General features: G+C 36.0%; 40 protein-coding genes. 4 read left to right on the top strand and 36 right to left on the bottom strand.

What is annotated here, in order from left to right:
- Positions 1-4 precede the first annotated feature (4 nt).
- From HNS38_RS15460 to HNS38_RS15445, 4 genes are all read left to right on the top strand, one after another.
- Entirely contained in the window at positions 5-322 is a 318-nt protein-coding gene (locus tag HNS38_RS15460; protein ID WP_172277024.1) for a metal-sulfur cluster assembly factor, read from the top strand.
- A gap of 123 nt (positions 323-445) precedes the next feature.
- On the top strand, positions 446-1027 hold the full coding sequence (locus HNS38_RS15455; RefSeq protein ID WP_172277021.1) for a bifunctional nuclease family protein: 582 nt from the start codon (positions 446-448) through the stop codon (positions 1025-1027).
- A 28-nt stretch (positions 1028-1055) separates the two neighbouring features.
- Positions 1056-2309 carry a nucleoside permease gene (locus HNS38_RS15450; RefSeq protein WP_172277018.1) on the top strand — a complete coding sequence of 418 codons (1254 nt, stop codon included), beginning with the start codon at positions 1056-1058 and terminating at the stop codon, positions 2307-2309.
- A gap of 27 nt (positions 2310-2336) precedes the next feature.
- Positions 2337-3131: a thymidylate synthase gene (locus tag HNS38_RS15445; protein WP_172277015.1), complete on the top strand. Its 795-nt coding sequence runs from the start codon at positions 2337-2339 to the stop codon at positions 3129-3131.
- Positions 3132-3201: 70 nt separating this feature from the next.
- On the opposite strand, the gene eno is transcribed toward HNS38_RS15445, so the two are convergent.
- The 36 genes from eno to HNS38_RS20260 form a co-directional block, all read right to left on the bottom strand.
- Positions 3202-4491 carry a phosphopyruvate hydratase gene (gene eno / locus HNS38_RS15440; protein WP_172277012.1) on the bottom strand — a complete coding sequence of 430 codons (1290 nt, stop codon included), beginning with the start codon at positions 4489-4491 and terminating at the stop codon, positions 3202-3204.
- 155 nt (positions 4492-4646) lie between these two features.
- On the bottom strand, positions 4647-5201 hold the full coding sequence (locus HNS38_RS15435; protein ID WP_172277009.1) for a hypothetical protein: 555 nt from the start codon (positions 5199-5201) through the stop codon (positions 4647-4649).
- A 193-nt stretch (positions 5202-5394) separates the two neighbouring features.
- Entirely contained in the window at positions 5395-5916 is a 522-nt protein-coding gene (rplQ, locus tag HNS38_RS15430; protein ID WP_172346677.1) for a 50S ribosomal protein L17, read from the bottom strand.
- A gap of 5 nt (positions 5917-5921) precedes the next feature.
- Positions 5922-6914: a DNA-directed RNA polymerase subunit alpha gene (locus HNS38_RS15425; protein WP_172277002.1), complete on the bottom strand. Its 993-nt coding sequence runs from the start codon at positions 6912-6914 to the stop codon at positions 5922-5924.
- Positions 6915-6950: 36 nt separating this feature from the next.
- Positions 6951-7553: a 30S ribosomal protein S4 gene (gene rpsD / locus HNS38_RS15420; RefSeq protein WP_172276999.1), complete on the bottom strand. Its 603-nt coding sequence runs from the start codon at positions 7551-7553 to the stop codon at positions 6951-6953.
- Between the two features lie 67 nt (positions 7554-7620).
- Entirely contained in the window at positions 7621-8013 is a 393-nt protein-coding gene (gene rpsK, locus HNS38_RS15415; RefSeq protein WP_172276994.1) for a 30S ribosomal protein S11, read from the bottom strand.
- Between the two features lie 32 nt (positions 8014-8045).
- Positions 8046-8423, bottom strand: a complete 378-nt coding sequence (gene rpsM, locus HNS38_RS15410) for a 30S ribosomal protein S13 (RefSeq protein WP_172276991.1) — start codon at positions 8421-8423, stop codon at positions 8046-8048.
- A gap of 25 nt (positions 8424-8448) precedes the next feature.
- The gene (ykgO, locus tag HNS38_RS15405; protein WP_172276988.1) at positions 8449-8565 is read right to left on the bottom strand and encodes a type B 50S ribosomal protein L36; all 117 of its coding nucleotides are present in this window, start codon (positions 8563-8565) and stop codon (positions 8449-8451) included.
- 7 nt (positions 8566-8572) lie between these two features.
- The gene (infA, locus tag HNS38_RS15400) at positions 8573-8791 is read right to left on the bottom strand and encodes a translation initiation factor IF-1 (RefSeq protein WP_172276985.1); all 219 of its coding nucleotides are present in this window, start codon (positions 8789-8791) and stop codon (positions 8573-8575) included.
- Between the two features lie 7 nt (positions 8792-8798).
- Positions 8799-9590, bottom strand: coding sequence for a type I methionyl aminopeptidase (map, locus tag HNS38_RS15395; RefSeq protein ID WP_172276982.1), 792 nt, complete (start codon positions 9588-9590; stop codon positions 8799-8801).
- A gap of 2 nt (positions 9591-9592) precedes the next feature.
- A complete protein-coding gene (secY, locus tag HNS38_RS15390) occupies positions 9593-10954 on the bottom strand; it encodes a preprotein translocase subunit SecY (protein ID WP_172276978.1) in 1362 nt (453 codons plus the stop codon).
- An 11-nt stretch (positions 10955-10965) separates the two neighbouring features.
- Positions 10966-11412, bottom strand: a complete 447-nt coding sequence (rplO, locus tag HNS38_RS15385) for a 50S ribosomal protein L15 (RefSeq protein ID WP_172276975.1) — start codon at positions 11410-11412, stop codon at positions 10966-10968.
- A gap of 11 nt (positions 11413-11423) precedes the next feature.
- Positions 11424-11606: a 50S ribosomal protein L30 gene (gene rpmD / locus HNS38_RS15380; protein WP_172276972.1), complete on the bottom strand. Its 183-nt coding sequence runs from the start codon at positions 11604-11606 to the stop codon at positions 11424-11426.
- An 11-nt stretch (positions 11607-11617) separates the two neighbouring features.
- Positions 11618-12136 carry a 30S ribosomal protein S5 gene (gene rpsE, locus HNS38_RS15375; RefSeq protein WP_172276969.1) on the bottom strand — a complete coding sequence of 173 codons (519 nt, stop codon included), beginning with the start codon at positions 12134-12136 and terminating at the stop codon, positions 11618-11620.
- Positions 12137-12142: 6 nt separating this feature from the next.
- Entirely contained in the window at positions 12143-12505 is a 363-nt protein-coding gene (gene rplR, locus HNS38_RS15370; protein ID WP_172276966.1) for a 50S ribosomal protein L18, read from the bottom strand.
- A 53-nt stretch (positions 12506-12558) separates the two neighbouring features.
- Positions 12559-13113 carry a 50S ribosomal protein L6 gene (rplF, locus tag HNS38_RS15365; protein WP_172276963.1) on the bottom strand — a complete coding sequence of 185 codons (555 nt, stop codon included), beginning with the start codon at positions 13111-13113 and terminating at the stop codon, positions 12559-12561.
- A 16-nt stretch (positions 13114-13129) separates the two neighbouring features.
- Positions 13130-13531 carry a 30S ribosomal protein S8 gene (gene rpsH / locus HNS38_RS15360; protein WP_172276960.1) on the bottom strand — a complete coding sequence of 134 codons (402 nt, stop codon included), beginning with the start codon at positions 13529-13531 and terminating at the stop codon, positions 13130-13132.
- A gap of 26 nt (positions 13532-13557) precedes the next feature.
- Positions 13558-13827, bottom strand: coding sequence for a 30S ribosomal protein S14 (gene rpsN / locus HNS38_RS15355; RefSeq protein ID WP_172276957.1), 270 nt, complete (start codon positions 13825-13827; stop codon positions 13558-13560).
- A 2-nt stretch (positions 13828-13829) separates the two neighbouring features.
- On the bottom strand, positions 13830-14390 hold the full coding sequence (rplE, locus tag HNS38_RS15350; RefSeq protein WP_371742905.1) for a 50S ribosomal protein L5: 561 nt from the start codon (positions 14388-14390) through the stop codon (positions 13830-13832).
- Entirely contained in the window at positions 14387-14710 is a 324-nt protein-coding gene (gene rplX / locus HNS38_RS15345) for a 50S ribosomal protein L24 (RefSeq protein ID WP_172276951.1), read from the bottom strand. Before rplX ends, rplE begins: the two co-directional genes overlap by 4 nt.
- A 12-nt stretch (positions 14711-14722) precedes the next feature.
- Positions 14723-15091, bottom strand: coding sequence for a 50S ribosomal protein L14 (gene rplN, locus HNS38_RS15340; protein ID WP_172276948.1), 369 nt, complete (start codon positions 15089-15091; stop codon positions 14723-14725).
- 2 nt (positions 15092-15093) lie between these two features.
- Positions 15094-15348, bottom strand: a complete 255-nt coding sequence (rpsQ, locus tag HNS38_RS15335) for a 30S ribosomal protein S17 (RefSeq protein ID WP_172276945.1) — start codon at positions 15346-15348, stop codon at positions 15094-15096.
- 8 nt (positions 15349-15356) lie between these two features.
- Positions 15357-15554, bottom strand: a complete 198-nt coding sequence (rpmC, locus tag HNS38_RS15330) for a 50S ribosomal protein L29 (protein ID WP_172276942.1) — start codon at positions 15552-15554, stop codon at positions 15357-15359.
- Positions 15555-15566: 12 nt separating this feature from the next.
- Complete coding sequence (gene rplP, locus HNS38_RS15325) at positions 15567-15989, bottom strand: 50S ribosomal protein L16 (RefSeq protein WP_172276938.1); 423 nt, start codon at positions 15987-15989, stop codon at positions 15567-15569.
- A gap of 27 nt (positions 15990-16016) precedes the next feature.
- Positions 16017-16718, bottom strand: a complete 702-nt coding sequence (gene rpsC, locus HNS38_RS15320; RefSeq protein ID WP_172276935.1) for a 30S ribosomal protein S3 — start codon at positions 16716-16718, stop codon at positions 16017-16019.
- Positions 16718-17128 carry a 50S ribosomal protein L22 gene (gene rplV, locus HNS38_RS15315; protein ID WP_172276932.1) on the bottom strand — a complete coding sequence of 137 codons (411 nt, stop codon included), beginning with the start codon at positions 17126-17128 and terminating at the stop codon, positions 16718-16720. Before rplV ends, rpsC begins: the two co-directional genes overlap by 1 nt.
- A gap of 16 nt (positions 17129-17144) precedes the next feature.
- Positions 17145-17423, bottom strand: coding sequence for a 30S ribosomal protein S19 (rpsS, locus tag HNS38_RS15310; protein ID WP_172276929.1), 279 nt, complete (start codon positions 17421-17423; stop codon positions 17145-17147).
- Positions 17424-17444: 21 nt separating this feature from the next.
- A complete protein-coding gene (rplB, locus tag HNS38_RS15305; protein ID WP_172276926.1) occupies positions 17445-18269 on the bottom strand; it encodes a 50S ribosomal protein L2 in 825 nt (274 codons plus the stop codon).
- A gap of 4 nt (positions 18270-18273) precedes the next feature.
- Entirely contained in the window at positions 18274-18567 is a 294-nt protein-coding gene (gene rplW / locus HNS38_RS15300; protein ID WP_172276923.1) for a 50S ribosomal protein L23, read from the bottom strand.
- A gap of 40 nt (positions 18568-18607) precedes the next feature.
- Positions 18608-19231, bottom strand: a complete 624-nt coding sequence (gene rplD / locus HNS38_RS15295; protein WP_172276920.1) for a 50S ribosomal protein L4 — start codon at positions 19229-19231, stop codon at positions 18608-18610.
- Positions 19222-19845 (bottom strand): 50S ribosomal protein L3, encoded by a 624-nt coding sequence (gene rplC / locus HNS38_RS15290; RefSeq protein WP_172276917.1) that lies wholly within the window; start codon positions 19843-19845, stop codon positions 19222-19224. The genes rplD and rplC overlap by 10 nt, the downstream gene beginning before the upstream one ends.
- 18 nt (positions 19846-19863) lie before the next feature.
- On the bottom strand, positions 19864-20169 hold the full coding sequence (gene rpsJ, locus HNS38_RS15285) for a 30S ribosomal protein S10 (RefSeq protein WP_172276914.1): 306 nt from the start codon (positions 20167-20169) through the stop codon (positions 19864-19866).
- Positions 20170-20198: 29 nt separating this feature from the next.
- On the bottom strand, positions 20199-22280 hold the full coding sequence (gene fusA, locus HNS38_RS15280) for an elongation factor G (RefSeq protein ID WP_172276911.1): 2082 nt from the start codon (positions 22278-22280) through the stop codon (positions 20199-20201).
- A 36-nt stretch (positions 22281-22316) separates the two neighbouring features.
- On the bottom strand, positions 22317-22787 hold the full coding sequence (rpsG, locus tag HNS38_RS15275; RefSeq protein ID WP_172276908.1) for a 30S ribosomal protein S7: 471 nt from the start codon (positions 22785-22787) through the stop codon (positions 22317-22319).
- 23 nt (positions 22788-22810) lie between these two features.
- The gene (gene rpsL, locus HNS38_RS15270) at positions 22811-23185 is read right to left on the bottom strand and encodes a 30S ribosomal protein S12 (RefSeq protein ID WP_172276905.1); all 375 of its coding nucleotides are present in this window, start codon (positions 23183-23185) and stop codon (positions 22811-22813) included.
- A 105-nt stretch (positions 23186-23290) separates the two neighbouring features.
- Positions 23291-23472: hypothetical protein (locus HNS38_RS20260; protein ID WP_216663743.1), on the bottom strand; the 182-nt coding region annotated here is incomplete at its 5' end.

Below are 23472 nucleotides of genomic sequence, written 5' to 3'. Positions count from 1 at the left end.
TCCCATGTTAGATAATCTTACAAAAACAGAACAAAATATTCTTAACCAAATTAAAACAGTTATTGATCCTGAAGTAGCCATAAATATAGTAGATTTAGGTTTAATCTACGAGATACATCACCAAGAAGATGAAAAGAAAATTCAAGTCATCATGACATTATCAGCTAGAGGATGCCCTGTTGGAGATACCATAATCAACCATGTAAAAACCGTTATTGAAAACGAATACTCAGAATATGAAGTACAAGTTGATTTAGTATGGGAGCCTCAATGGACACCATCAATGATTACAGATGAAGGCAAATCTGCATTGAACCAGTAGAACAGCCTATACAAAATAGAGAGAGCTGAAGTGAGAACTTTGGCTTTTTTCATGCCTTATTATTACCGAATCCTGAGCTCAAATTCAAAAAATAATGTACATTTGTTACACTTTTTTAAGATTATGCAAAAGATAGAATTGAAAATATTTGGCTTATCCTATAGCCACTCCCAGAGCTCAGCTTATGCGCTCATTTTAGACGAAAAAAAAGGAAATAGAAGGCTTCCCATCATAGTTGGTGGGCTAGAAGCTCAAGCCATTGCTATTGAGGTAGAAAAGATGAAACCAGCAAGACCCCTCACCCATGATCTATTTAAAACCTTTGCTGAAACCTATAATATTACAGTGAGAGAAGTCATCATCAATAAATTCCTTGAAGGCATTTTTTATAGTGCATTGGTTTGTTTTGATGGAACTAACGAAATCGAACTAGACAGCAGAACCTCCGACGCTGTAGCCATTGCTTTGCGCTTCGACTGTCCAATTTACACCTACGAACATGTAATGGCTAGTGCTGGTGTAGTGATGGAAATAGAAGATGAAATGGGCTTTGAAGTGGAATCATTGAATGAAGAGGTAGATAATGAATTGGAAATTTTAAATCTGATGGAATTAGAAGAATCCTTAAAAAGTGCTATTGAGAATGAAGAATACGAAAAAGCCTCGGTCATTCGAGATGAAATAGGCAGAAGAAAAAATCAATAAACATATTTAACCATAAATAAATGACCATATGAGTATTAAGAATCGTTTAATCATCATGAACTTCCTCCAGTTTTTCATCTGGGGGGCTTGGCTTATTACTATTGGAGGATATTGGTTTCAAAATAAAGGATGGTCTGGTGCCGACTTTGGAATCATATTTTCAACCATGGGAATCGCCTCCTTGATTATGCCTGCACTATCAGGAATTATTGCTGACAGATGGATCAATGCAGAAAAGTTACTAGGTATATTTCATATCATTGGAGCAGGAGTATTAGCCTACCTTCCACAAATAAACGATCCAAATACATTCTTTTGGGTCATGCTGATTAATATGATTTTTTACATGCCAACTATCTCACTTTCAATTACAGTAGCATATTCAGCTCTCAATAAAGCCAAAAAAGACATTGTAAAAGAATACCCACCTATTAGAGTTTATGGAACCATAGGATTTATCATAGCCATGTGGACAGTAAGTTTATTAAAGATTGAAACATCTTCCATGCAATTTTATGTGGCTAGTATCGCCTCTGTAATTCTAGGCTTATATTCATTTACGCTACCTAAGTGTGAAGTGAGTAAAGATATCGAAACAAAGTCTTTTGTTGATACACTTGGTTTGAATGCATTTGCCTTATTTAAGAACTCTAAAATGGCCATGTTCTTTATCTTCTCCATGTTACTTGGTGCTTCTTTACAGCTTACCAATATGTATGGTGATACATTCCTTCACGATTTTGCTAAAATTCCAGAATACAAAGATCTATTGGTGATAGAATACCCAGCGATTATCATGTCCATTTCACAAATATCAGAAACCTTATTTATACTTGCTATACCATTCTTTTTGAAAAGATTTGGTATTAAAAAAGTGATGCTTATGAGTATGATAGCATGGGTTATTAGGTTTGCATTATTCGGTTATGGAAATCCAGCTGATTATTTATGGATGATTATTCTTTCAAATATTGTATACGGAATGGCTTTTGACTTCTTTAATATTTCGGGGTCTCTGTTCGTAGAAACACAAACAGATTCTAAAATTAGAGCCAGTGCTCAAGGTCTATTTATGATGATGACAAACGGCTTTGGTGCAATTTTAGGCTCATGGTCGAGCGGTATTATTATTGATAAATTCTTCTTAAATAATGATGGAAATTATATGTGGCAAGAAATATGGACTTCTTTTGCAATCTATTCACTCCTTATAACTGTGGCTTTCGCCTTGATGTTTAAGCACAAACATGAACCAGAAAAAATTGGTGAAATAGCACATTAGAGTTTATAATAAAGACGAAAACAAAACATGATTCAATACTTAAACCTACTAGAAAGAGTTTTAGAGGAAGGCACCGAGAAAACGGACAGAACAGGAACAGGAACAAAGAGTGTTTTTGGACATCAGATGCGTTTCGATCTAACTAAAGGCTTTCCGATTACTACCACTAAAAAGCTGCACCTACGCTCTATCATTCACGAGTTATTGTGGTTTTTAAAAGGTGATACCAATGTGAAGTATCTTCAAGAAAACAAAGTGAGGATTTGGAATGAATGGGCCGACGAAAATGGTGACCTAGGTCCTATTTATGGTTATCAGTGGCGTTCATGGCCTAGCGCCGATGGACAACATGTTGATCAAATTAGCCAAATCATTGATTCAATTCAAAACAATCCAGACTCTAGGCGTCATATAGTAAATGCATGGAATGTAAGTGAGATTTCGAAGATGGCACTGCCTCCTTGTCATATACTTTTCCAGTTTTATGTAGCCAATGGAAAGTTGAGCTGTCAACTCTACCAACGCAGCGCAGATATCTTTTTAGGGGTACCATTTAATATTGCAAGTTACGCACTTCTAACTATGATGATAGCCCAAGTTACTGGACTTGAGCCAGGAGATTTTGTGCATACTATAGGTGATGCTCATATTTACAATAATCACATGGACCAAGTAAAACTCCAACTTACTCGTAATACTAAAGAACTACCTACCATGAAACTCAATCCTGAAGTCAAAAGCATCTTCGACTTTAAGATTGAAGATTTTGAGCTTGTTAATTATGAGGCTCATCCTACTATAAAAGGGGATATTGCGGTTTAAACATCCTCAAAAAAAGCATAAAAAAAATCCATCATTTCTCAATGATGGATTTTTTTTGTTCATTTTCTAATTACTTCACATATTTGAAGTCTTTTCCTGGGAAATAAGCAGCACTTCCTAAGATTTCTTCAATGCGTAATAATTGGTTATATTTTGCTATTCTATCAGAACGGCTAGCAGAACCAGTCTTGATTTGACCAGTATTTAAAGCTACAGCTAAATCAGCAATAGTAGTATCTTCAGTTTCACCAGATCGGTGGCTCATCACAGCAGTATAACTATTAGATTGTGCCATCTTAACAGCGTTGATAGTTTCTGTTAATGTACCAATTTGGTTCACTTTAATTAGAATAGAGTTAGCGATATCTTTTTCAATACCCATTGATAATCTATCAGTATTAGTTACAAATAAATCATCACCTACTAATTGAATTTTATCACCCAATCTTTCAGTCATTAATTTCCAACCATCCCAATCATCTTCACTCATACCATCTTCAATTGATACAATAGGGTATTTCTTAGCCCAATTATCCCAAAAATCAACCATCTGACCAGGAGTTAATTTATCCCCTGTTGACCATTTAAGGTGATACATATTTTCTTCTGGTAGAAAATATTCAGCAGAAGCTGGATCTAAAGCGATAAAGATATCTTCACCAGGACGGTATCCAGCCTTCTCAATAGCTTGTAAGATTAGTGTTAAAGCCTCTTCATTAGATTTAAGGTTTGGAGCAAATCCACCCTCATCACCAACGTTTGTTGAGTAACCTTGTTTCTTTAAAACTGATTTAAGATTATGGAAAACTTCAGCACCCATTCTTAAAGCCTCTGAGAAACGCTCAGCACCAGCAGGCATAATCATAAACTCTTGGAAATCGATACTATTATCAGCGTGAGAACCACCATTAAGGATGTTCATCATTGGAATAGGAAGTGTATTAGCACTTGTTCCACCGATATATCTATAAAGATACTGTCCTGTTTCTTGAGCAGCAGCATTAGCACAAGCTAAACTTACACCTAACATAGCGTTAGCACCCAATTTTGCTTTATTTGGAGTACCATCGATTTCGATCATTCTAGTATCGATATCAATTTGGTCAGTTACATACATTCCTTTAAGCTCATCATTCAAAATTTTGTTTACATTTTGAACAGCATTAAGAACACCTTTACCTAAGAATCTATTCTTGTCATCATCACGTAACTCAACAGCTTCGTGAACACCGGTACTAGCTCCAGAAGGGACAGCCGCACGGCCTACGATACCATTACTTGTAAATACATCTACTTCTACTGTTGGATTCCCTCTTGAGTCCAAAATTTCTCTTGCATGAATGTTGGTTATTGCTCCCATTTCACTAATTTTTTAAACGGTTTATTAAATTTTTTAATTGAAATATCTTTGTATTTTCAATTGAGCAGCGAAGATACGAAATTAAATTTTGCGCAAAAAAAAAGGTCTGAAAAAATCAGCCCTTTTAACTTATTTAGATTAAAGATGTTTATTTTCTAAAGAATTCCAGATGGATCATATGTAGTAGTTTTTGTACACTTTCCTTCACTACAGTCCGTACAATAGTAACCATTCTGTGGATTTATTTGTGGTTCACATTCACCAGAGGAACTAGCCCCTGTACTAGTACATCCTGAACAAGTAACAGTATAACCACCACCTGGTGCTGCCTTCATCTCATATAGTTTACCATCCTTCAAAACCAATGGAATAATAGAAACAGAATGGTTAGTGAGATCAACACCTTTTAAAATGTGATATCCGTTAATATTAACTATAGTAATTTCATCCAGCACTACTGACAAGTCATTGTTTTTATTTAATACGTCCTCCCATTTGGTTTTAATCTCAATGGTACTTTTTGTAATTAAATACTCTCCTTGAGATAATTCACCAATCACTTCTTGGAAACAATCTGAATTTTCATTGGAATTTGACTTTAGTTGAACATCAGAAGGGTTTTCATCAAATGGATTAACATCTCTATTTTCACAACTTGAAATAAACGAAACAAGTAGTACTACCGATAATAATAATAAAGCTTTTTTCATAATGTATTTTTCAATATGTGAATAATAAAAGGCCAGATTCTGAATCAAATTAAAATAAATAAAATCTCAGTTTCTAGTCTTATGTTAAATATATACCAAATATAAAAAGAATAAATCCTAAAAACAAGTCATTATCAAGATCCAAAAAAGCCCGATATTTTCGATATCAGGCTCCACAACTTTTTTCAAAAGACTATTCAGCTTTCTTTTCTTCTGTAGCTTCTTCTTTTGCTGGGGTAACTTCTTCTGCTTTAGCTTCAACAGTTTTCTCTGCTGCTGCTTCTGCAGTTTTTGTTGCACCACCACGACGGCTTCTTCTAGACTTCTTCTTAGTCTCTTTAGTGCTTAACATATGCTCGTTATAATCTACTAATTCGATCATACACATTTCAGCATTGTCACCTAAACGAGTTCCTAATTTGATTATTCTAGTGTAACCACCTGGACGGTCAGCCACTTTCATAGAGATGTCTCTGAATAATTCAGTAACAGCATCTTTGCTTTTTAAGTAAGCAAATACAACTCTTCTTGAATGTGTGCTATCTGTCTTTGATTTAGTAATCAATGGTTCAACATAGATTTTAAGTGCTTTAGCTTTGGCAACTGTAGTTTTTATTCTCTTGTGTATGATAAGAGAGGTTGCCATATTAGAAAGCATGGCTTTTCTATGCGCACTTCTTCTTCCTAAATGATTAAATTTCTTATTATGTCTCATGTCAATTAATCCTTATCTAATTTGTACTTAGCAGTATTCATTCCAAATTCAAGGCTCTTGTTTTTCACTAATTCTTCTAACTCTGTAAGAGATTTTCTTCCGAAGTTTCTGAATTTTAATAAGTCATTCTTGTTGAATGCTACAAGTTCACCTAAAGTTTCTACATCTGCAGCTTTCAAACAATTTAGAGCACGAACTGACAAGTCCATATCCACTAATTTTGTTTTTAATAACTGACGTACATGTAGGGTATTTTCATCGAATTCTTCTGATACAGATTTCTCTTCAGTTTCTAAAGAGATCTTCTCATCTGAGAATAACATGAAGTGATGAATTAGAATTTTCGCTGCTTCCTGCAATGCATCTTTTGGGCTGATAGAACCATCAGTGTCGATATCAAAAACTAATTTTTCATAATCAGTTTTTTGTTCAACTCTATAGTTTTCTACATCAAACTTCACATTTTTAATGGGAGTATGAATAGAATCTATAGCTACAGTTCCAATCGGATCATTCACGTTCTTATTTTCTTCAGCAGGTACATACCCTCTTCCTTTTTGAATAGTGATTTCCACATTCAATTTAACGGATGGTTCCATATGACAAATTACCTGCTCAGGATTTAATACTTGAAATACAGAAAGGTACTTGTTGATGTCTCCTGCCTTGAACGTTTCTTGATCGCCAATAACCACATTTACTTTTTCACTAGTTTCAGAGTCAATTTGTTGCTTGAATCTTACTTTCTTAAGGTTAAGGATGATGTCTGTAACATCCTCTATAACCCCTTTGATAGATGAGAATTCATGGTCAACACCTTCGATTCTAATACTTGTAATGGCGAATCCCTCAAGAGAAGACAATAAAATTCTTCTTAGAGCATTGCCAATAGTAATCCCGAATCCAGGTTCTAGAGGACGAAATTCAAATAGTCCTTTCGAATCTGTCGATTCTATCATGATTACTTTATCTGGTTTCTGGAAAGCTAAAATAGCCATATAACGTTCCTTTTATCTTGGTTATTAATTTATTTCTTATTTCGAATAGAGTTCAACAATCAACTGTTCGTTGATAGTTTCAGGTATGTCTGCTCTTTCAGGGAAACTTACAAATTTTCCAGCAAACTTATCTTCATCCCACTCTAACCAAGGATAATTTATTCTAGATGCTATTGCATTTGTTACAACTTCCAAGGATTTTGACCTTTCTCTAACTGCTACTACATCACCTGGACGTAGGCTGTAAGAAGGAATATTAACTACTTTGCCATTTACGGTTACATGACGATGAGATACAAATTGACGAGCAGCTGATCTTGTTGGGGCAATACCTAGTCTGTAAACCGTATTGTCTAAACGAGCTTCGATTAATTGTAATAATACTTCACCGGTAATTCCTTTTTTACTTGAAGCTTTTTTGAATAAGTTTCTAAATTGTCTTTCTAAGACACCGTAAGTGTATTTAGCTTTTTGTTTTTCCTTCAGCTGGATTCCATACTCAGAAACTTTCTTTCTGCGAGCATTAGGTCCGTGTTGTCCTGGAGGATAATTTTTCTTCTCATAGCTTTTATCCGGGCCGAAAATAGGCTCACGGAACTTACGTGCAATTTTAGTCTTTGGACCAATATATCTTGCCATAATCTAATTTATTTTGTTTCAGCTAAAAAATTATCAGTAAAGCTGAAACTAGTTACATACTTTGTTATTATACTCTTCTTTTCTTTGGAGGTCTACACCCATTATGTGGTAATGGAGTTACATCCTTAATCTCGGTAACTTCAATTCCGTGAGAATGGATAGTACGGATAGCAGAATCACGTCCTGCTCCTGGTCCTTTCACGTAAACTTTCACCTTTCTTAAACCTAAATCAAAAGCCACTTTTGCGCAATCTCCTGCAGCCATCTGTGCAGCATATGGTGTGTTCTTCTTAGAACCTCTAAATCCCATTTTACCTGCAGACGACCAAGAAATAACTTGTCCTTGATTATTGGTCAAAGAAATGATAACGTTATTGAAAGAAGCATTTACAAAAGCTTTACCAGCTGCCTCTATCTTAACGACTCTTTTCTTCGTTACCTTTTTTGTCTTTTTTGCCATAATTAAAAACTTCTAATGTTTTAATCTAGATTTTATTTAATTGCCTTCTTCTTTCCAGCAACAGTCTTTTTTCTACCTTTTCTGGTACGAGCGTTATTCTTAGTAGATTGTCCACGTAATGGTAAACCAATACGATGACGAATTCCACGATAACAACCGATGTCCATAAGTCTCTTGATGTTCATCTGAACTTCAGAACGTAATTCACCTTCGATCAAATAGCTTTTTGCTAAAATATCACGAATCTGTTTTTGTTCTGCATCTGACCAATCTTGAACTTTCTTGCTCCAATCGATTCCAGCTTCAGTTAAAATGCTTTGAGCACTACTTCTTCCAATTCCGAAGATGTAAGTCAAACCAATTTCTCCTCTTTTTTGTTTAGGTAAATCTATACCTGCAATCCTAGCCATACACTTAACTTATTAAAAATAATTTTTATCCCTGACGTTGTTTAAACTTGGGATTTTTCTTGTTGATTACATATAATCTTCCTTTTCTGCGTACAATCTTGCACTCAGCACTTCTCTTTTTTACAGACGCTCTAATTTTCATTGCTCGTTTATTTGTATCTAAATGTTATTCTTCCTTTTGATAGATCATATGGCGACATTTCCACTTTAACTTTGTCACCAGGTAAAATTTTAATATAGTGCATTCTCATTTTTCCACTTATATGTGCAGTAATGATATGCCCATTTTCAAATTCTACTCTAAACATGGCGTTTCCAAGTGATTCGATCACCTTACCATCTTGTTCAATTGACATTTGTTTTGCCATAATAATCTTACTCTTTTTTTCTTAAAACTTCTTCAATAAACTCAAAACTTGACAGAATCTCTGCTTTTCCTCTTCGAATAACTACATCATGCTCAAAGTGAGCAGCGGGTAAATTATCCAAAGTTCGAATAGTCCAACCATCCGGATCCTGTGCAATATCAAAGGTTCCCAGTGTTATCATGGGCTCAATTGCTATTACCATACGCTCCTGAAGTTTAGGACCTGAACCACGGCGGCCAAAATTAGGTATTTCCGGCTTCTCATGCAAATTTCTTCCCAATCCATGCCCAACTAAATCTCGAACCACTCCATATCCAAACTGCTCAACATGATTTTGAATGGCAAATCCAATATCTCCAACACGTTTTCCAGTAACAGCTTGTTCGATTCCTTTATATAAGGATTCTTTTGTTACTTCTAGCAATCTGAGTACTTCTTCCTTTACATTTCCAACTGCAAAGGTATAGGCAGAGTCTCCATAAAAACCATTCATTAATGTTCCACAATCCACCGAAACAACATCTCCATCATTAATGATACGATCTCCAGGTATTCCATGAACAACTTCTTCGTTGATGCTCATGCATAAGGTAGCTGGAAAACCGCCATAACCTTTAAACCCAGGAACAGCACCATTATCTCTAATAAACTCTTCAGCTAATCGATCTAATTTTGCGGTACTCACGCCAGGCTCAATGACTTTGGCGATTTCTGCCAGAGTTCTACCAACAAGTAAAGAACTTTTTCTAAGAAGATCAATCTCTTCTTCAGTTTTAATAGTAACTTTATCTTTTGCCATTCTTACATTCCAGAAGCAGCTCCGCCTCTTCCTTTAATTCTACCAGATTTAGTAAGCCCATCATAATGACGCATCAAAAGATGACTTTCAATTTGCTGTAATGTATCTAATACTACACCTACCATAATAAGTAAAGATGTACCACCATAAAATTGAGCAAACTGACTACTAACTCCAACAACACTAACAAATGCAGGCATAATAGCAACTAAACCTAGGAATATAGATCCAGGTAAAGTTATTTTAGACATTACATCATCCAAGAATTCAGCAGTTTTCTTACCAGGCTTAACACCGGGAATAAAACCACCATTTTTCTTCATATCATCAGCCATTTGATTAGGGTTAATTGTAACCGCTGTATAGAAATAGGTGAAGATAATAATAACGATAAAGAATACTAAGTTATACCAAAACCCATTGATATTGGAAAAAGTTGCTGCAAAAGCACTCATTCCTTCTGATTCAGAAAAACCAGCAAAAGTAATGGGTAAGAACATAATTGCCTGAGCAAAGATGATAGGCATAACACCTGCAGCATTAACCTTTAAAGGAATATACTGGCGAACACCACCATACTGTTTATTACCAACAATTCTTTTAGCATACTGCACTGGAATACGGCGTGTACCTTGTACAAGAAGAATAGTTAACAGCACAACAAATACTAATACTGCAATTTCAATAATAAACACCACCAATCCTCCTCCAGACTGCTCCATACGAGAAGCAAACTCACTGAATAAAGCGAAAGGTAAGTTCGCAATAATACCTATCATAATGATAAGAGAGATACCGTTTCCAATTCCTTTTTCTGTAATTCTTTCACCTAACCACATTACAAATAAAGTTCCAGCAACTAATATTAGGATGCTAGATATCCAAAAAAATGTAGTAGGAGATGTAATATTAGGGTCAAAAGGTGAAATTGCTTGTGCAGGAAGTTGAGAAATCAAATTAGTAATATACGCTGGAGCCTGAAATGCAGTAATTGCAACAGTTAACCAACGTGTAATTTGATTGATTTTATTTCTTCCACTTTCTCCTTCTTTCTGTAGTTTCTGAAAATAGGGAATAGCCATTCCTAACAGCTGAATCACAATAGAAGCAGAAATATAAGGCATGATACCCAATGCAAAAATAGATGCATTAGAAAATGCTCCACCAGAGAACATATTCAATAAGCCTAATAATCCTGAATCAGTTTGATTTTTTAATGCTGCTAACTGAGTAGGATCTACACCTGGCAGAACCACATAAGATCCCAGTCTATATATCAGAATAACACCTAAGGTATAGAGAATCCTCTTGCGAAGATCCTCTATTTTAAAGATATTTCTAATAGTTTCGATTAGTTTTTTCATGAAAATTGGTTTTAAATGGTAGTTGCTGTACCACCTTGTGCTTCGATTAATTTAGTTGCAGACGCAGAAAAGGCATGGGCTGTTATGTCCACTTTAGCTGTCAACTCACCTCTTCCCAATACTTTAACTCTATCTTTCTTGTTAACCAAACCATTCTCAATTAAAACGTCTATTGTTATTGCTTGAAGTTCTAATTCTTCAGCAATTTTCTGAATAGCGTCCACGTTAATACCGCGATACTCTACTCTATTTATATTTTTGAAACCAAATTTAGGAACGCGTCTGAATAATGGCATTTGACCACCTTCAAATCCTCTTTTACGTTTGTAACCAGAACGTGACTTTGCACCTTTATGACCTCTAGTAGATGTTCCACCTTTGCCAGATCCTTGTCCACGACCAATTCTTTTATCTGAGTGAGTTGCTCCCTCTGCCGGTTTTAAATTACTTAAATCCATGATTATATAATTTAAATTTCTTCGATTAGTAATAAATGTTTCACTTTGTTGACCATACCCTCTAAAGGACCATTCAACGTTAGTTCTTTAACCTGATTCATTTTAGTCAGGCCAAGAGCGTCAAGGGTTGCTTTTTGATCTTTTGGATGACCAATTCTACTTCTTACCTGCTTGATTCTTACTTTTCTTTCCATTATGCCTGATTTTATCCGTTAAATACTGTGTCTAAATCAACATTTCTAAGCTGTGCTATTGTTTTTGGATCTCTGAGGTTAGTCAAAGCATCTATAGTCGCCTTTACCACTGAGTGTGGATTTGATGAACCTTTAGATTTTGCTAATACATCCTTAACTCCCACACTCTCAAAAACAGCACGCATCGCTCCACCAGCAATTACTCCAGTACCAGGAGCAGCAGGCTTCATAAATACTCGTGCACCGCTATAGCGGCCAGTTTGTTCGTGAGGTAATGTTCCTTTAAGAACAGGAATTTTTATTAAATGTTTCTTAGCATCATCAACACCTTTAGCAATTGCTGCAGATACTTCGTTTGCTTTACCTAAACCATAACCTACGACACCATTCTCGTTTCCAACTACAACAATAGCTGAAAAGCTAAAGGTTCTACCACCTTTTGTAACTTTTGTTACTCTTTGAATACTAACCAGTCTATCTTTGAATTCAATTTCGCTGGATTTTACTCTTTTTAAATTCTTATTTGCCATAATTGATTATAATTTTAGGCCGCTAGTTCTAGCAGCTTCAGCTAATGATTTAATACGACCATGATACAAATATCCGTTACGATCAAAAACAACTTCGGTGATACCAGCTTCTTTTGCTTTTTCGGCAACGAGTTTACCTACTAATGCAGCCTGTTCAATTTTTGTTACTTTTTGTCCGACAATATTCTCCTCTGTTGAAGAAGCAGCAAGTACAGTATGTCCTGCAGCATCATCCACAAGCTGAACATAAATCTGTTTATTACTTCTAAAAACAGTCATTCTTGGACGAACAGCACTACCTTCAACGGTCTTTCTGATACGTCTCTTTATTTTGAGTCTACGATACTCTTTTCTGTTCTTTACTTTCATTTTCTAAAGACATTAATTCCCTGGCTTTATCACCAGGCAAGTATAATTAATTATTACTTAGCGGCTGATTTACCAACTTTCTTTCTAAGCTCTTCACCTTGGAATTTGATTCCCTTTCCTTTATATGGCTCAGGCTTACGTAATGATCTTACTTTAGCTGCAACTTGACCTAATAATTGCTTATCGTGTGAAGTCATAGTTAAGGTAGGATTCTTACCTCTTTCAGTAACAGCTTCTGCCTTTACTTCTTCAGGAAGCACAAAATACACATGGTGAGAGAAACCCAAAGCAAAGTCTAAAACTTGACCTTGAACATCTACTTTATAACCTACACCAACTAATTCTTGTACCGTTTTGAATCCTTCTGAAACACCTTGAATCATGTTTGAAATCAAAGATCTATATAATCCATGCTTTGAGCGATGGTCTTTTGATTCTGTAGCACGATCTAAAGTAACTATTCCATCCTCTATTTTAAGAGTAATAGCAGGATCTACTTGTTGTTGCAATTCGCCTAATTTTCCCTTTACTGTGACCAAGTTTTCTTTTGAAACTTCAACAGTAACTCCTGAGGTAACAGGAATGGGTAATTTTCCGATTCTTGACATTATTATTCTCCTCTAATTAACTTACGTAACATAATATTTCACCACCAATGTTCTCTCTGCGAGCTTCTTTATCAGTAATTACACCTTTAGATGTAGAGATGATAGCCACTCCAAGACCATTAATAACACGTGGTAAATCGTCAGCGCCTTTATAAACACGCAAACCTGGCTTACTCACACGCTTCAACTCTTTAATAGCACTCATTTTTGTTTGTGGGTGATATTTTAAAGCGATTTTAATATTGCTATCGATAGTACCTTCATTTTCAACTTTGTATTGAAGAATATATCCCTTTTCAAACAAAATCTTTGTAATGTTCAGTTTCAATTTAGAATGAGGAACATCAACGATTCTATGATTAGCACTTATGGCGTTTCTTAATCTTGTTAAGTAATCTGCAATTGGATCTGTATTCATTATTATCCGTTTTTATAAATTAAAAATTACCAACTGGCTTTCTTAACACCAGGAATCAACCCATTATTTGCCATTTCACGGAAATTAATACGTGATACTCCAAACTGACGCATATAACCTTTAGGTCTACCAGTCAATTTACAGCGATTATGAAGGCGAATTGGATTTGAATTTCTAGGTAACTTTTGTAGTCCAACATTATCACCAGCAGCTTTCAATTCAGCTCTTTTATTAGCATATTTATCAACGAGTTTTTGTCTTTTGACTTCTCTCGCTTTCATTGATTCTTTAGCCATAATTAACTCTTTTTATTGTTTTTGAATGGGAAGCCAAATTCTTTTAATAGAGCGTAGCACTCTTTATCAGTTTTAGCTGAGGTAACAATAGTAATATTCATACCATTGATTTTTGTTACTTTATCGATATCAATTTCAGGGAAAATGATTTGTTCTGGAACTCCGAAAGTAAAGTTGCCACGTCCATCAAAACCTTTTTCATTGATACCACGGAAGTCACGTACACGAGGAATAGAAACTGATACCAAACGATCAAAAAATTCATACATGTTTTGTCTTCTTAAAGTAACTCTAACTCCAATTGGCATACCTTTTCTAACCTTAAAGTTAGAGATATCTCTTTTAGACTTAGTAGAGACTGCTCTTTGACCAGCAATCATTGTCATTTCTTCTAGACCAGTATCGATTCTTTTCTTATCGGTAATAGCTTCACCTAATCCTTGATTCAACGAAATTTTCGTAATCTTGGGTATTTGCATACTGCTTGTATAGCCAAACTCCTTCATTAAAGCAGGTGCAACTTCTTTGGAATATTTTTCCTGTAATCTTGGTGTGTACATTATTTAATCACCTCCCCTGATTTTTTTGAAAATCTTACTGATTTTCCAGTTTTTTCATCTATTTTCTTACCGATTCGGGTGGTATTTCCTTTAGCGTCCACAATCATAAGATTGGACATATGAATAGGAGCTTCTTGCTCAACTATTCCACCCTGGGGATTTTGAGCATTTGGTTTAGAGTGCTTCTTTATAAGATTAGCACCTTCAACAACGGCTCTTCCTGTTGCAGCATCAATTCTTAAAACTCGTCCTTGTTTTCCTTTAGACTCGCCACTGATTACCTTAACAGTATCTCCCTTTTTAATATTTAATTTTACACTCATAGTTTATTCTTTTTATAACACCTCAGGTGCAAGAGAAACAATTTTCATAAAATCTTTTTCACGTAATTCGCGAGCAACAGGACCAAAAATACGCGTTCCTGACATCTCTCCAGCAGCGTTTAATAAAACAACCGCATTATCATCAAAGCGAATATAAGAACCATCAGGTCTTCTCACTTCTTTTTTAGTACGAACTACAACGGCTGTAACAACGGTACCTTTTTTCATACCACTACTTGGAACAGCTGATTTTACGGTAACTACTACTTTATCACCTAATGATGCATAGCGACGACCAGTACCACCTAAGACCTTAATAACAAGTACCTCTTTAGCACCACTGTTGTCCGCAACACCACTTCTACTTTCTTGTTGTAACATAATTATTTAGCTCTTTCAATGATTTCTACTAGTCTCCAACGCTTATTCTTGCTCAAAGGACGAGTTTCCATGATTTTAACAGTGTCACCAATGTTACAATCATTAGCATCGTCATGAGCCATGAGCTTGTTGGTCTGCTTTACGAACTTACCATAAATGGGGTGCTTTTTTTTCGTTTCAATCTCCACCACAATGGAACGGTCCATTTTATTGCTAACAACGAGCCCAACTCTCTCTTTTCTTAAATTTCTTTCCATTTCAAAAATTATTTATCTGCTGGTTGTCTGTTGTTTAATTCAGTCATTAACCTTGCAATAGTTTTTCTATACTCTTTTAACACATTGGGGTTTTCCAATGGAGAAACGGCATGATTTAAACGGGCTTTATCGAGGATCATTTTTTGATCTTCTAGTTTTTCCTGTATATCTTTGGTAGATAATTCTTTTATTTCTGAATTTTTCATCTTCGTAATTTTTTAATCTTCTACGTAATCTCTTCGAACTACAAATTTTGTAAGAACAGGCAATTTTTGCGCACCAAGTCTCATAGACTCTTTAGCAGTGGCGAAATCCACACCTGCAGATTCAAAAATTATTCTACCTGGTGAAACACGAGCTACAAATAATTCAGGGGCACCTTTACCTTTTCCCATTCTTACTTCAGCTGGTTTTTTAGTTACTGGTTTATCTGGAAAGACTCTAATCCAAAGTTGCCCTTGTCGCTTCATCTTACGAGTAATAGCCTGACGAGCTGCTTCGATTTGTCTACCTGTCATCCAGGTTTCTTCCAGAGATTTAATTCCAAAAGAGCCAAAAGCTAATTCGTGACCACGCTGAGCGTTGCCCTTCATTCTACCTTTTTGCATCTTTCTGAACTTTGTTTTTCTAGGCTGTAACATATCTAAAACTTATTTACTTATTCCTATTTATTTTCTTCTTCTTTGTTGATGGGGACGTTGTTTTCCACCTTTTTCAGGAGCACCTGTTGGAACCAATTCTGGTTTACCATAGATCTCACCTTTACATATCCACACTTTAATACCAATACGGCCATAAGTAGTGTGAGCTTCTGCTAGTGAATAATCGATGTCTGCTCTTAAAGTGTGCAATGGAATACGACCATCTTTATACATTTCGGAACGGGCCATTTCGGCACCACCTACACGACCACTAATAAGAATTTTGATGCCTTCGGCACCAGCTCTCATAGTAGATGCAATAGAAGTTTTAATCGCACGACGGAAAGAAATTCTTCCTTCAATCTGACTTGCTACATTCTTAGCCACTAAACTTGCCTCTAATTCAGGGCGTTTAATCTCTGAGATATTAATTTGAACTTCTTTCTTAGTGAGTTTTTTTAACTCTTCTTTTAGTTTATCAACCTCTTGACCACCTTTACCAATAATGATACCTGGACGAGCAGTGTGAACAGTAATAGTTACTAATTTTAGAGTACGTTCGATGGCGATTTTAGCAACACTGGCTTTACTAAGACGTGCAGAAAGATACTTTCTGATTTTCATGTCTTCTACCAATTTCTCTTCAAATTTCTTTCCACCAAACCAATTAGAGTCCCATCCTTTGATGATTCCTAATCTTAAACCGATTGGATTTGTCTTTTGTCCCATTAGTTTTCTTCTTTAATAATTCTACTATCAACAACTACTGTCACGTGATTAGAACGCTTACGAACTCTATGTGCACGACCTTGTGGTGCTGGTTGAATTCTTTTCAATTGTCTTCCGCTATCTACATATACTTCCTTCACATAAAGATTAGCATCTTCCATGCGCTCTTCTGTATTTTTAGCTTGCCAATTGGATACGGCAGAAAGCAAAACTTTATATAATCTATTTGAAGCTTCTTTTGGTGAATGCTTCAAAATATATAACGATTTTTCAACGCTCTCTCCTCTCACTAGGTCTGCTACCAATCTCATTTTTCGGGGAGATGTGGGGCAGTTATTCAATTTCGCAAAAGCCACTTGTTTTTTGGCTTCCTTGATCTTTTCTGCTGTGTTATGTTTTCTGGATCCCATAGTGATTCAATCTTTCTTATTTATTACCTTTATTCTTGCTCCCTGCATGTCCACGGAAGATTCTAGTTGGAGAAAATTCTCCTAACTTATGACCTACCATATTCTCAGTAACGTAAACAGGAATAAATTTGTTTCCATTATGAACAGCTATGGTTTGTCCTACGAAGTCTGGAGATATCATAGAAGCTCTAGACCAGGTTTTAACCACAGTTTTTTTGTCTGCCTCCACATTAGCAAGAACTCTTTGTTCTAGCTTATAATGGATAAATGGACCTTTTTTTAATGAACGACTCATAATTTAATGATATTTAATTCCTTACTTCTTTCTTCTATCGATGATATACCTGTTACTATCCTTCTTCTTGTTACGAGTTTTGTAACCTTTAGCAGGAATACCATTACGCGATCTTGGATGACCTCCAGACTGGCGGCCTTCACCACCACCCATAGGGTGATCAACTGGATTCATTACAACACCACGTACTCTTGGACGACGACCTTGCCAACGAGTTCTACCAGCTTTACCTGATCTTTCGAGACTATGTTCACCGTTAGATACCATACCGATTGTAGCTTTACAAGTTTGAAGAATCATTCTTGTTTCACCACTAGGCATTTTTAAGATTGCAAATTTACCATCACGAGTCATTAGTTGAGCAAAGTTACCTGCAGAACGAGCCATTTTAGCTCCTTGTCCAGGACGCAATTCAACATTATGAATGATTGTACCATATGGAATATCGCTTAAATAAAGTGTGTTTCCTACATCTGGTGTGGCATCTTTTCCGCTGAGAACTTCTTGTCCAACTTCAATACCATGTGGAGCTATGATATATCTCTTCTCACCATCAGCATAAACTAATAAGCTGATACGAGCCGATCTATTAGGATCATACTCTACCGTTTTCACTTTTGCAGGAATACCTTCTTTATCTCTTTTAAAGTCGATAATTCTATACTTCTTTTTATGACCACCACCTATATAGCGCATAGTCATCTTCCCGTTACTGTTTCTACCACCTGATTTTTTCTTACCTTCCAACAAACTCTTCTCTGGTGTTGAGGTGGTAATATCGTCGAACGTGCTTATTAACTTAAAGCGTTGTCCCGGGGTTGTCGGTTTGAATTTTTTTAAAGCCATCTAATTATATATTGCTATAAAAATCAATTGTTTCGCCTTCGGCCAAAGTCACAATAGCCTTCTTAAACGAATTTTCTTTTCCTGAGATAAAGCCACCTTTTGTAAAGCGACTTTTTGACTTGCCCAGATAATTCATTGTATTAACAGAAACTGCTTCCTTACCATAGAACTCTTTAATAGCTGCTTTGATTTGGATTTTATTAGCATTTCTGTTTACAATAAAGCCATAACGATTCGGAAACTTTTCAGTTACCGCTGTCATTTTCTCTGTAATGATTGGCTTAATGATAATACCCATTTTCTTGTCTTTTAAATTATCGATGAATTTACAAGTCTAACTATGCTAATTCAGAGAAAGCTTCCACTGAACTCTCTACCATAACTAGGTTCTTTGCCTTAAGAATTTCATAAGTATTTAAATCAGAAACCCTTAACACTGTAACCCCCTGTAAATTTCGAGTCGACAAATATACATTATTATTTATATCATTCAACACGATTAGTGTCTTTTTTCCACTCAATTCCAGATCCTTAAGAATCTTAACCATTTGAGAGGTTTTTGCACTATCGAGATTGATGTCTTCGATTACTTTAATCGCTGAGTCTTGAGCTTTATAAGTTAAAGCTGACAAACGAGCCAAACGCTTAAGTTTCTTGTTCAATTTAAAGTTGTAAACTCTTGGTTGAGGACCAAAAACGCGAGCACCACCTCTAAAAATAGGCGATTTGATGCTACCAGCACGAGCGGTACCTGTACCTTTTTGACGCTTAATTTTCCTAGTACTACCAGAAAGCATACTTACCTCTTTAGAACTGTGAGTACCTTGCCTTTGATTAGCATTGTACTGCTTCACAGCTAGATAGATAGCATGATCATTTGGTTCAATACCAAAAACTTTTTCATCCAGAACAACTTTCTTTCCGGTTTCTTTTCCACTTACACTATATACTGCTACTTCCATCTCTCAATTGTTAAATATGATCCTTTTGAACCTGGAACAGAGCCCTTAACTACAATTAAGTTCTTTTCAGGTACAATTTTTACTACTTGTAAATTGATTACTTTAACTCTCTTATTACCCATTTGACCAGCCATTCTCATTCCTTTAAATACTCTTGAAGGATATGAAGACGCTCCGATTGAACCAGGGGCTCTAAGTCTGTTGTGCTGACCGTGAGTAGCATCGTTAACTCCAGCAAATCCATGACGTTTTACAACACCTTGGAAACCTTTACCTTTGGAGGTACCAGCTACATCAACATACTCGCCTTCTGCGAATACTTCAACTGTAACACTTTCACCGAATTTTTTCTTTTCTTCGAATCTAGAGAATTCTATTAAAACTCTCTTAGGTGTAGTTTTGGCTTTTTCAAAGTGACCACGCAACGCTTTAGAGGTATTCTTCTCTTTTTTGTCGTCATAGCCAAGTTGAATAGCCTCGTAACCATCATTATCGAGGGTACGAACTTGGGTAACTACACAGGGGCCAGCTTCGATTACTGTACATGGAATGTTTTTTCCATTTTCATCGAATATGCTGGTCATCCCAACTTTTTTTCCAATAATTCCTGACATTTTAAAAAGCCTTTAAAATTACACTTTGATTTCTACTTCAACTCCACTTGGTAACTCTAGACGCATTAGAGAATCTATTGTTTTAGCATTACTGCTATAGATGTCTAATAGTCTTTTATACGAGTTCAACTCGAATTGCTCTCTCGATTTCTTGTTCACAAATGTTGATTTGTTCACTGTATAGATTTTCTTATGAGTTGGTAATGGAATTGGTCCATTAACTACTGCACCTGTAATTTTTACAGTTTTTACAATCTTTTCAGCTGATTTGTCAACTAGATTATGATCATACGATTTTAATTTAATTCTAATCCTCTGACTCACGATTCTTGTTTTTATATGATAACTGAATATTATTTCACTCCCATTACATCTTCCACCACAGACTTTGGAGCTTCAGCAAAATGACTGAATTCCATGCTTGAAGAAGCTCTTCCAGATGTGATAGTACGTAAAGCCGTAACATAACCAAACATCTCGCGCAATGGAACTTTCGCTTTCACTACCTGAGAACCTGATTTAGCTTCAATACCTTCTAGTTGTCCACGACGACGATTAACGTCACCACTTACATCACCTAAATAATCATCTGGGGTTGTAATTTCCACTTTCATGATAGGCTCCAATAAAACAGGACTTGCTTTCTTAGCAGCTGTTTTAAATGCTAATTTAGCGGCTAATTCAAAACTCAATTGATCTGAATCCACTGCATGGAAGGAACCATCAGTTAAAGTTACTTTTAAACTATCGACACCGTATCCAGCTAATACACCATTCTGCATAGCCATAGTAAATCCTTTTTGTATAGACGGAATATATTCTTTAGGAATATTACCACCTTTAACACTGTCGACAAACTGCAAACCTACAAAACCTTCATCTGCAGGACCCATTTCAAATACGATATCAGCAAATTTACCACGTCCACCCGACTGCTTTTTATATACTTCACGGTGGTTCACCGAAGCAGTAATAGCTTCTTTATAAGAAACCATTGGCTGACCCTGAGTGCAATCTACTTTAAATTCACGTTTCAAGCGATCCACTAAGATATCTAGATGAAGCTCTCCCATCCCACTAATAATGGTCTGTCCAGTATCTTCATCAGTTTGTACCCTAAAAGTAGGATCCTCCTCAGCAAGTTTTTGAAGAGCTATTCCTAGCTTATCCATTTCTTTCTGAGTATTAGGTTCAATAGCTACTTTAATTACTGGCTCTGGGAATTTCATAGTCTCTAAAACAATAGGACTACTTAAGTCAGTTAAAGTATCACCTGTTCGTATAGTTTTGAACCCTACAGCTGCACCAATATCACCAACACCAATTTCCTCTAAAGGCTCTTGCTTATTGGAGTGCATTTGCATAATCCTTGAAATTCTTTCTTTTTTACCAGTAGAAGCATTCAACACATAAGATCCTGCTTTTAATTTACCACTATAAACACGGAAGAAACAAATACGACCAACAAATGGGTCAGTTGCAATCTTAAATGCTAAAGCAGAAAATTTAGTATCATCGATACTACGAGTTTCCTCTTCTCCAGTTCTTGGATGAACACCAGTTACCGCAGGCTGATCAGCAGGACTAGGCAAGAAGTCAACAACAGCATCCAAAAGCATCTGAACACCTTTGTTTTTAAATGCCGAACCACACATAATAGGAGTAATTCTCATCTCAACAGTTGCTTTTCTAATAGCAACATGAATTTCATCTTCGGTAATACTATTAGGATCGTCCATAAACTTTTCTAAAAGCTCATCACTTTCCTCAGCAACACCCTCTATCAATTTCATCCTGTATTCTGCAGCTACATCCACTAAATCTTCAGGAACAGGAATCTCACGGATTTCAACACCTTGCGATCCTTCATCCCAAACAAAAGCTTTATTGCTAATTAAATCAACAACACCTACAAATTTCTCCTCAGCTCCAATTGGAATTTGAAGAGGAACAGGATTTGCTTTTAACTTCTCTCTTACTTGACCTACAACATCAAAAAAGTCTGCTCCAGTACGATCCATTTTATTAACGAATCCAATACGAGGAACATTATATTTATCAGCTTGACGCCATACAGTTTCACTCTGTGGCTCAACACCACCAACAGCACAAAACAAAGCAACAGCACCATCCAGTACACGTAACGATCTTTCTACCTCTACAGTAAAATCTACGTGACCCGGCGTGTCAATTATATTAATCTTATGCTTAATATTATTGCGGTTCCAATACACAGTGGTTGCCGCTGAAGTAATTGTTATTCCTCGCTCCTGCTCCTGAACCATCCAGTCCATCGTAGCAGCTCCGTCGTGGACCTCACCAATTTTATAACTTCGACCTGTATAGTACAAAATGCGCTCAGTAGTCGTGGTCTTACCCGCGTCTATGTGCGCCATAATGCCTATATTTCTTCTATACTCTAGTTTTTCAGACATCTCTAATCTAAATTTATATGTAAACCCTTGCCCGTCTTAGAAACGGAAGTGTGAGAAAGCCTTGTTTGCATCAGCCATACGATGAGTTTCTTCTTTCTTTTTGAAAGCAGTCCCCTCCTCTTTAAAAGCTGCAACAATCTCTCCGGCCAATCTCTCACCCATTGTTTTTTCGTGGCGTTTACGCGAAGCACCAATTAATGCTTTCATCCCTATGGATTGCTTACGACCAGGACGAATTTCTGAAGGAATCTGGAAGGTAGCACCACCTATTCTGCGGCTTCTAACTTCTACTGCTGGAGTTACATTAGACAAAGCTTTCTTAAAAACATCTAAGCTGTTCTCGTCTTTTATCTTCGCTCCTACAATCTCGATTGCTTCGTAAAAAATGTTATATGAAAGATTCTTCTTTCCTGAGAACATTAAGTTGTTCACGAATTTCGTTACCAAAACATCATTAAATTTTGGGTCCGGAAGAATAATTCTCTTTTTTGGTTTAGATTTCCTCATTTTCTTCTAACTAAAAATTGTTACTATTTCTTAGGCCTCTTAGTACCATACTTAGACCTTCTTTGTGTTCTTCCGTCTACTCCAGAAGTATCCAAAGCTCCACGAACGATGTGGTATCTTACACCTGGCAAGTCTTTTACTCTACCACCCCTAACCAATACAATAGAGTGCTCTTGTAAATTATGACCTTCACCACCAATGTAAGCATTAACCTCTTTACCATTTGTTAGCCTAACCCTAGCTACTTTACGCATAGCTGAATTTGGTTTTTTAGGTGTGGTGGTGTAAACTCTTAAGCAAACACCCCTTCTCTGAGGACAAGAATCTAAGGCACGGGACTTACTTTTGTATTCCAGTTTATTACGGCCTTTTCTTACTAATTGTTGTATTGTTGGCATACTATTAATAAATTTATATTTTATTCCAATCGATTTTACTCCGATTTTTCGGACTGCAAAAGTATAAATATTTTTTGAGAATGCAACTGCTTGATAAAAAAATTATTAGGTTTTTTTTCTAATAGTGTAATTATTATGAAAACAGGCCCTAATAATGCTCAATTTCATGCCATTCTGAGCATACTCACGAGCAAAAGTTAAATATGGCAATAAGTTTATCAACAAATAAATATTTAGGGTTACCCATTTAAGTCTCGTGTAATTTAATCGAAGCGTAAGCAATCGGT

Source organism: Lentimicrobium sp. L6 (assembly GCF_013166655.1).
Taxonomy (GTDB): domain Bacteria; phylum Bacteroidota; class Bacteroidia; order Bacteroidales; family UBA12170; genus UBA12170.
The sequence above is the reverse complement of the archived record's forward strand: the minus strand, read 5'-3'. Positions and strand labels throughout refer to the sequence as shown.